3 protein-coding genes are annotated in these 3,135 nt (G+C 36.9%); 1 reads left to right on the top strand and 2 read right to left on the bottom strand.

Features of this window, described 5'->3' with window-relative positions:
- Window positions 1–125: 125 nt before the first annotated feature.
- Both AC1DUW_RS24360 and AC1DUW_RS24355 read right to left on the bottom strand, forming a co-directional pair.
- Entirely contained in the window at window positions 126–896 is a 771-nt protein-coding gene (locus AC1DUW_RS24360) for a TerC family protein (RefSeq protein WP_053346629.1), read from the bottom strand.
- Between the two features lie 200 nt (window positions 897–1,096).
- On the bottom strand, window positions 1,097–1,714 hold the full coding sequence (locus AC1DUW_RS24355; protein WP_053346630.1) for a YpjP family protein: 618 nt from the start codon (window positions 1,712–1,714) through the stop codon (window positions 1,097–1,099).
- Between the two features lie 444 nt (window positions 1,715–2,158).
- On the opposite strand from AC1DUW_RS24355, the gene AC1DUW_RS24350 reads away from it, so the two are divergent.
- Window positions 2,159–3,135 (top strand): gamma-glutamyltransferase family protein (locus tag AC1DUW_RS24350; RefSeq protein WP_477643675.1); only part of this gene is annotated, 977 nt, incomplete at its 3' end.

The following is a 3,135-nucleotide window of genomic DNA, read 5'->3' as shown; positions in this document are numbered from 1 at the left end:
ATCTTAACCTTGGACCAAAATTCAAAGGGAATTTCAAAAGGGGTTCGGAATTTTATAATTCCGAACCCCTTTTGTCTACAAACTGAGCTGACATCATTTTGATGTCAGCTTTTATTATTGATTGTTTAACCGTGTTCTTTAACTCTTTTTTCTTTCTTAAAATGAAATACGATCGTAGTGCCGAAAATAATGAAAATAAAGGCAAAGAAGATAGCATGAGGAATTTCAATCCCTGCAACAGCAATAAGCATTTTTATAGCAATGAACCCTATTAAAACATATGCTGCAGTTTCTAATTCTGGAATCTTATCAATCAGCTTTAAAAATAACCCAGCCACGCCTCGCATCATCAAAACACCAATCATCCCACCGGTTAAGAGAACCCAGACTTTTTCACTTACCCCAAAGGCAGCCAATACGCTATCGACGGAAAATGCAATATCCATTAATTCTACAGCAGCAACCGTTCCCCATAAGGTACCAAACATACGGATCAGCAAGCTGTTTTTACTCATTCCCTGAATATCTTCATCGTTTCCAGCTTGTTTTTTTCTTTTATCTCTAAAGTATTTGAACGAGAGCCAACCAAGGTAGCCGGCTCCAATGACCTTCACCCACCAAAGTTTAATGAGGAAAACACCTATTCCAATTGCTACAAACCGGAAAGCATAAGCACCTAACAAACCATAAAAAAGAGCTTTTCTCCGTTGTCTTTCCGGCAGGTGCCTGACCATTACCGCCAAAACCAAAGCGTTATCCGCTGACAGTAGTCCTTCCATTAATACGAGCGTACCAATCAATCCCCAGCTAACCGGGTCGGTTAAAACCTCACCCCACATATTCCAGTCAAAAAATTGAGCATATGTATTAATGACGTTATTTAACAACTCTGACATGATGAAGACTCCTCTGCTACTGTAACTATAAAAGTAGAAACCCAATTGAAAAAGTTCATCTTACTTAACTAGCTTTAAACTATCTAATCTTGTACTTTGTTTAACACAAAATAAATACGTTGCATAACAACGTATCATTTAATACTTATATAACAATTATCATACTCTTACATGTGCTTAAAATCAATGGAACCAAGCTACTAAGAGAGTCTTTGTTTACTTGTCCACTCTGGGGGTGTATTTTTATCCCAATATATTTTCCCTAAATCATAATGGGTCGCATATGAATCATGATAGGTATGATAATGAAAATCAAACCAATATCCCTCTAATGGAGGATTCTCCTGTCTGACATGGAACCGCATGATATCCTTGCCGCTTATCGAATCAAATATATGAAAAATTTTCTCCGCTCTACCCGCACTTGGCTGCTCAGTAATCGTTAATTGCTGTAATTTTTCATCAGGAAATTGGGACGTTATTTCTGTAATAGCATCTTCCATTTTTGGTAATATGGCTATTTTGAATTCATCACCAATTTTAGGATTGATTTTCTCGCCAAATTTCATAAATGCGTTTTCCTCAGCTTTATCCAGAATGCCTGATAAGAACTCTTCCCGATTAAATTCCTCTTCTATATCAGTAGGTTTTTGAGAAGAAAGATAGGATAAATGTTCTTCTTCTACTAACCCTTTTTTAGTATCCTTTAACGAATCGGCTTCAGCCAGCCACGATAGATCTGAAGGGGTGACAAGCCCAAATGTCAAAACGGATACTAAAATGACGAGACTTTTCCTGAACCAAACCGCTGATTTCAAATCACACTCCCCCTTCCCTTCTTCTTATTATTATTTTCTATATATTTAGTATACTTTTATTTTTTAGTAATTACGAATATATAGTTACCCAGGTTTCAAAAATCTTAAAAAAGGATAAATACCTATATAAAGTTCATGAACCCAAACTTTTTTACTAAATATCCACTATTCAATTTGTAAATGAAGGATTTTGACGATATTTGGAGAACTTAATAAGATTCAAGTCTTTTTAAGGAGGGGTCTTATATGGCTTTGACTACGACTGCCATGGTGGCTTTATGTCTTGTAACGTTAGCATTTTTCGTATATTTATCATTTGCTGATTAAGAATAAATAAATACCTACGAAAAAACTCCTTGTCATTCATCAGTAATGACAAGGTTTTCTTTTAAAAAAGGCGTTACGACTTGGCAGATAAAAGGACTGAATACTGGAGGAATTACTTTGGAAAACAACAATGGAAACACTAAAGATGATTACAAGAGGGAAACAGCCACAGGAAAGGCCGGAATGGTCGTTACCGCTCATCCCGTAGCTACTTCCATTGGGAAAAAAATATTACGTGAAGGTGGAAATGCGGTTGATGCGGCGGTTGCCATCCAATTTGCTCTGAATATTGTAGAACCTATGATGACTGGTATCGGTGGCAGTGGTTTTCTTATGGTATATAACGAAAAGAATAAGGAAACTAAAATATTCGATGGCCATGTAAGAGCACCTAAAGCCGCGCATCCAAACATGTTTCTTGATGAAAAAGGGGAAGTCATCCCATTTAAAAAACGTTCGATTAAAGCTACAGCAGTTGGTATTCCAGGAATTCTTAAGGCTATAGATGAAGCTCTCTCCGAATACGGTAGTAAGACATTAGCTGAGCTTATTGAGCCCTCTATTGAATTCGCTGAAAAAGGAGTTCCTGTCAATTGGGTATTTTGTGATGCCCTTGAAAATTTTGAGTATCGGTTAGGGGAGGAAGCCCGTAAATTCTTCATTCCAAACGGTAAACCATACAAAGCTGGTGACCTCCTAATAAAAGAAAAATTGGCTAATACCTATCGAATATTACAGCGTGATGGAATTTCCGCTTTTTATGAAGGTGAAATCGGAGAAGGAATCATTTCTTGTATTCAGGAACTTGGAGGTTTTATGAAACTTTCTGATTTACAGGACTATAAAGCAACCATTGATGAACCAATGTTTGGTACTTATAAGGATTACCAAATTGCTTCATCGATGGCCCCAAGTGCAGGAGGATTCACTGTCATTCAAATTCTAAAAATATTGGAGAGCTTCCACTTAGAACAATATGATGTACATTCATGGGAAAAATATTACTTAATTGCCGAAGCGATGCGTCTAGCATTTACTGACAAAAAGGCTTTTCTAGCTGATCCCGAATTTGCCGAATTACCATTAAAGGGTCT

It is taken from the genome of Peribacillus sp. P4_C12 (genome assembly GCF_056402095.1).
Note: the sequence above shows the minus strand (reverse complement) of the source record. Positions and strands in the feature narration are given on the sequence as shown.